General features: G+C 65.2%; 5 protein-coding genes. 3 read left to right on the top strand and 2 right to left on the bottom strand.

The window, feature by feature from the left end; all coding sequences use genetic code 11:
• The coding region (locus tag ELR45_RS02015) for an amidohydrolase family protein (RefSeq protein WP_205855699.1) at positions 1-1,330 on the top strand (1,330 nt) is incomplete at its 5' end.
• A gap of 118 nt (positions 1,331-1,448) precedes the next feature.
• Here ELR45_RS02015 and ELR45_RS02010 read toward each other — a convergent pair.
• Positions 1,449-2,252 (bottom strand): MerR family transcriptional regulator, encoded by an 804-nt coding sequence (locus ELR45_RS02010; protein WP_129663001.1) that lies wholly within the window; start codon positions 2,250-2,252, stop codon positions 1,449-1,451.
• A 56-nt stretch (positions 2,253-2,308) separates the two neighbouring features.
• The gene (locus ELR45_RS02005) at positions 2,309-3,670 is read right to left on the bottom strand and encodes a Fic family protein (RefSeq protein WP_205855698.1); all 1,362 of its coding nucleotides are present in this window, start codon (positions 3,668-3,670) and stop codon (positions 2,309-2,311) included.
• A gap of 519 nt (positions 3,671-4,189) precedes the next feature.
• Here ELR45_RS02005 and ELR45_RS02000 point away from each other — a divergent pair.
• Both ELR45_RS02000 and ELR45_RS01995 read left to right on the top strand, forming a co-directional pair.
• On the top strand, positions 4,190-5,242 hold the full coding sequence (locus tag ELR45_RS02000; RefSeq protein ID WP_129662997.1) for an RNA polymerase subunit sigma-70: 1,053 nt from the start codon (positions 4,190-4,192) through the stop codon (positions 5,240-5,242).
• A gap of 83 nt (positions 5,243-5,325) precedes the next feature.
• Positions 5,326-5,715 (top strand): SDR family NAD(P)-dependent oxidoreductase (locus ELR45_RS01995; protein WP_129663420.1); only part of this gene is annotated, 390 nt, incomplete at its 3' end.

The raw sequence follows: 5,715 nt of genomic DNA, 5'->3' as shown, positions 1-5,715 counted from the left end.
GCCTGGTGAGGCACACCAGCCCGATCAGTTCGGTCAGCCTGGTCTGCCCAGCGAGCCTCACCAGCCCGATCAGTTCGGTCAGCCTGGCCTGGCCGATGAGGCTCACCAGTTCGACTTGGTCGTCGCCGACGCCGTGTTACGCGGGCGGGAGGGACGGTACTCCATCGGCGTCAGGGAAGGCCGCATCGCCACGGTGGAAGCGGGCCCGCTGAGCGGACGGGTCGAAGTCGACGCCGCCGGTAACCTGGTCACCGAGCCGTTCATCAACCCCCACCTGCACCTGTGCAAGGCATACACGCGCGACCGGGCCGGTGATGCGGCGGGCACGGCCTACGCGGACGCCTCCATGGGCGCGGCGATGTCGGCGGTCGAGCTGGCATCGACGGTCAAAGAGCAGTACGACGAGGGCTGGGTGGAGGCGAACGCACGACGAGCAGTGTTCGAGGCCGTGCGGCACGGAGTACGCCATCTGCTGGCATTCGCTGATGTCGACACGCGCGCACAGCTGAGCGGCGTACGGCCTTTGCTGCGGTTGCGAGACGAGTTCCAGGGCGTCGTCGACATCTACGTCGTCGCGTTCCCGCAGGAAGGACTGCTGCGGGATCCCGGCGCGGAGGATCTGATGCGGGAGGCCATCGCCATGGGGGCCGACGTCGTCGGCGGGATCCCGTGGATCGAGTACAGCGACGACGACGCGCGCGAGCACGTCCGTCGTATGTGCGCATTGGCCGCCGAGCACGGCCGCATGGTCGCCATGCTGGTCGATGACGCCGGCGACCCGGCCCTTCGGACCACGGAGATGCTGGCGACGGAGATGATCAGGCAAGGGCTGGTGGGCCGGGGCATCGCTCACCACGCTCGTGCGGTGGGCACATACTCGGAGCCATCGGTGCGCCGGCTCGCGGGACTGGCTCGCCAGGCCGGGCTGACCTTCGTCAGCTCCCCGCACACCGGTCCGGTCCGGCTGCCGGCCTTCCAGATGGCGGACCTGGGCGTTCCGGTCGCGTTCGGACAGGACGACATCGAAGATGCCTACTATCCGTTCGGCCGGAACAACATGCTGGAGGTCGCGTTCCTGGCGGCACATGCCCTGGGCGCGGTATCGAGACCGGGCCTGGACCGGGTCTTCGACATGGTCACGAGCGGCGGTGCCGAGGTCCTGGGCCTGGAAGGTCATCGGATCGAGGTCGGAGGAGCCGCCGACCTGGTGGTGTTGGACGGCGCCAGCGTCCAGGAGACGTTGGCCAGGCACAGCCCGCCGCGCTACGTCGTCGCGGGGGGCAGAGTCGTCGCGGTCAGCTCCAACTCAACGGCGTTCCACCTGGGCTGAGTCCTGCATGCATCAGCGGGAACGCGAACTGCCGTTCCAGGCGGGTCAGGCCGGCAGGATGCGTTGATGGCATCCTGCCGGCCGGGCACCACGTCGGGCCGTTGCCCGCTGGTTGCCGCTACTTCACGGGCCAGAGGATCTCGGTCTCGAACTTGGCCGGGTCTTTCACGACGGCCGGGTCATTCGTGTAGACGTCGAACGGCGGGGCGGTGGGCGTCAGGCCTTGTTTGCCCATCCACACTTCCATCTCCCGGTACGCCATGCCGAGTTCGTCGTAGGGGCCGACATGGACCGTGCGTGCGGCCCGGCCGCCGTCGAACCGCCGCGCGGTGAGACCTGGGGGCACACTCGCGCCGTCGGCGACCGGGACCCACAGTTCGATCGTCCAGACGTCGCCCTCCGTCTCGGGGTACGCCATCCAGGGCGGTCCGATGGGCGTGATGCCTGCTCCAGTGAGCGCCTCGTAGATCTCGTGGTACGCGGGTCCCGCGACCTCGCTGATCGACTCGGGCGATGTGGTGAGGGTCCGGCCGATGACGGTGACCGGCTCGACGGTCGTGGTGGTGAACTCGTAAGCCATAACGGCTCCCTTTCTGATGAAGTGATCGACACGCTGGAGCATGTGGCGATGGCGGTCGATACGCTCCTCGAGCACGGCGCGGTGAGCGTCGAGGCGGTCTCGGAACCGGTCGGGATCCGTCTCGGTCACGAGGTCCTTGATCTCCGCCAGCGGCATGTCGAGGGAACGCAGGATCGCGATAGCGCGGGCCGTGGATGCCTGTTCGGCCGTGTAATACCGATAGCCGGACACCGGATCCACGTACGCCGGATGCAGTAACCCGGTCTCGTCGTACAGCCGGAGCGCCTTGATGCTGAGCCAGCATGTGCGCGAGAACTTCCCGATGCTGAGCAGCTCGTCCATCGCCACCTCCTTACGTCCTCGAGCCTGTTGTCTCCCCTGAGGGAAGAGTCAAGGGCTCAATGTCGGTCTTTCAACTGCTCCGAGTCCGCCACACAGGTGGCGATGAAGGCGGCGAACGGACGGATGTCCGCACCGATGCTGGCCTCCTCCAACGCGGCCATGTAAGCATCGCGGTCATCGACGCGGACCACGGTCCAGGGATATCCGCCCGTCGCAAGCATGGCGTTCATGAGGAAGCGAGCCATGCGGCCATTGCCATCTGGATAGGGGTGGATGTAACCGAACATCCAATGTCCGAGCACCGCCCGCACGGACGGTTCGGGTTCGTCTTTGAGGAGGTTGAAGAGCGTGGGCACAGCGTCCCGGACAGAACTCGGACGGGGCGGCACGTGTCGGGAGCCGCGCAGAAAGACAGCATCATTCCGGTAGCCGGCGAGAACTGACGCTTGGACCAGCCCAGCCGCAACGCATGGTTGGAAGAGCTCGAGGTACCAGTCGCGGTGTGAAGTGATCACGACGTCGACTGCGTCCTCTCCGGCGACGATGCGGCTCACCGCGTCACGGACGAGCTGAAAGGCTTGCCAATATCCCCGCGCTGCCAGAGCGTCGCTGCTCTGCTTGTCAGTCGCATGGCCGTCGGGATCCCACTGACCGGAACGGACTCGTTCTACAAGGACCGGCGTCACCCGGTAGCCCTCGATTGACAGGGAGTGGTAAGCGTCGCTCTTGTAGATCTCATCGACATACTGAAGATAAGACTCCTGGTCGCTCGGAAGGCCAGGAGGACTTGGAAACAAGTCGATGACTGGTTCCCGGAACGTTTCCCACATTGCCTGCAATCGGCTTACGATCGGTGTCGTCTTGCGCGTACCGAGCACCTCACTCGGTGTGAACGGGTCTGTTTCTCGGACGTCATAGCCAGCGGCTCTCATTGACCCAAGGATGACGTCAGCGACCTCCGGACGCTCGATCCTTCGCATGGCGCCTGCCAGACGGCCGGCAATCGTCGAATGGCCGCCGTTCAGAAGGCGGCGCAGCATGTCAGTTGCCTCAGGAACGCCTGCGAGCGCCACCTGTGCCTCGACTGGATATCGGGTGAAGAAGGACTCAGAGACCCTCGTCAATGCCGCCTCAGGTGTGTAGAGCACGAGCCCGTCTCGTTCAGTCACGTCGTTTCGGGGAGGCAGCTGACCCTCTTTCAGGTCGTAGAGCGACGTTTCGAACGGTAGCTGCAGAGTGTTGTTGGTGCCACGAGGCGTGTAGATGACCACCTGCCGCGGGATCACTGTGTTCTCCGCGTGCAGCAGCAGCGACTGCTCCGGTGAAAGGTGCCATTGATCCGAGAATCGCTCCGCGCAGTAACGGGCGCAGAACTCCCAGAACGAGGCATGCCAGGGCGTTGTGTCTCCTGGGTCCACGCCAGGACTGGATGAGATCAGCCAGCCGTGTATGACGCGGCGAACGAAGCCGTTCTGCAGAAGGCGTTCGCGATGAATCCGTGTCAGTTCCTTGGAACGGAAGACTCTCCGTCCGCCGCTCTGAAGCTTTTCCAGTCGTTCCAGTGATAGGGCCAGCCGGTCAGCAGGTTCGGCCATCTCGCGGCCCTCCGGAGTGTTTCAAGTGTTGATCGACATGCGATCACAAGTGTATATGGTTGTGCAGTGACAAGTATATCTTGCTGTGGATATGCAAGTCTATGATGCTTGCCATTTCCGACAGATGTGCGAAACTGGGCGAGTCATCCGGTGCCGATCGGGTTCACACTCCGTGTGGGCGGAAGTGTGAGGTGCTCCATTCGAGCATTGCCGTCTGCGCCGCGTGGCGTCACAAGTGTACGTGGCTGTGTCATCGCAAGTGTATGTTGCGTGTCGGGTCGCCGCGGAGATGGTGCCGGACTCGTGGACGACCAAGCTGGCGACGACCGCTGAGGTGATCTGATGACCGCCGACGACGAACAAGGCGACGAGGACCTCGTCGCCGCGGCAACGAGGGAGGGTGACGAGGCAGCGTTCGGTCGGCTCGCGGAGCGGTACCGGGGTGAACTGCGCGTGCACTGCTACCGCATGCTCGGCTCATACGACGAGGCCGAGGACTTGGTTCAGGAGACCATGCTGCGCGCTTGGCGGTCTCGGGCGACGTATCGCGGGCCGTCGACATTCCGGGCATGGCTCTACCGGATCGCCACGAACGCATGTCTCGACCTTCTGAAGCGCCATCGGCGGCCCACGGTCGCCGGGCATGAGCGGACCTCAGACGGGCATGCGCCCATTCCACCGGTAGCCGTGCCGTGGTTGCAGCCGTTCCCGGACGAGCTGCTCGAGCCGCTAGCGTCCTCGGTACCTGGGGCGGATGCTGCTGTCGTGTCAAGAGAGACGTTCGAGCTGACGTTCCTTACCGCCATCCAGCTCCTGCCGCCTCGTCAGCGCGCCGTCTTGATCTTGCGTGATGTCGTCGGCTGGTCGGCCCAAGAGACGGCCGAAACGCTCGACGTGAGCGTGGCCTCGGTGAACAGCGCGCTACAACGTGCGCGGCCTGCGGTTCGGGACCACCTGCCGAAGCGGCGGACGGAATGGTCGGCCCCGTCGGCGCCGACCGACGATGAACGCGCCGTGCTGCGGCGGTACATGGAAGCCATCGAACGAGCCGACGACGACGCGCTGGCCACACTGCTCCGCGACGACGTGCGGGTCGGTCATCAGCCATGGGCCGGCGGCCACATGGAGCCGACCCCGGGCTGGTACAGCGGCCGGGAGACGGTCATCGCCGGTTGGGCGCCGATCTTGCACGTCGATGGTGCCCCGGAGATGCGGATGCTGCCGACCAGCGCCAACCGGCAGCCGGCGCTCGCCTCGTACATCCGAGCGCCTGGCGAACCGGGGTTCGAGCCGTTCGCCCTCGCCGTACTGCGGATGGAGGACGGCCTGATCGCCGAGATGAGCGTGTTCCACGCCGACACGTTCCCGTTGTTCGGTCTCCCGGAGAGCCTCTGACCTGTGTCGATCAGTCAAGCGATGAGTCGTACCAGGTTCTGTCGTCTCAGGAGTGTCAACCACACGGACCTGGGGAGGACGACATGTTGCTGGAGAACAAGATCACCGTCATTTACGGCGCCGGGGGTTCGGTGGGCGGCGCGGCCGCCCGCGCGTTCGCTCGCGAAGGAGCCCGGGTGTTCCTGGCGGGACGCACTAGATCGACGCTTGAGATCGTCGCCAAGGACATCTCCGAGTCTGGAAGCAGCGCCGACGTAGCCGAGGTCGACGCCCTCGACGAACAGGCCGTCGGCGAGCACGTGGACGCCGTGGTCGCACGGACAGGACGGCTCGACGTGTCGTTCAACGCTGTCGGGATGGACAACGGCGACCAGGGGATTCCGCTGGTCGAGCTGTCGGCCGACGCCTATGTGAGACCGGTGAACGAGTATCTGCGCGCCCAGTTCGTCACGGCCAAGGCAGCGGTACGGCAG

Source organism: Phytoactinopolyspora endophytica, assembly GCF_004138495.1.
Taxonomy (GTDB): domain Bacteria; phylum Actinomycetota; class Actinomycetes; order Jiangellales; family Jiangellaceae; genus Phytoactinopolyspora; species Phytoactinopolyspora endophytica.
The sequence above is the reverse complement of the archived record's forward strand: the minus strand, read 5'-3'. Positions and strand labels throughout refer to the sequence as shown.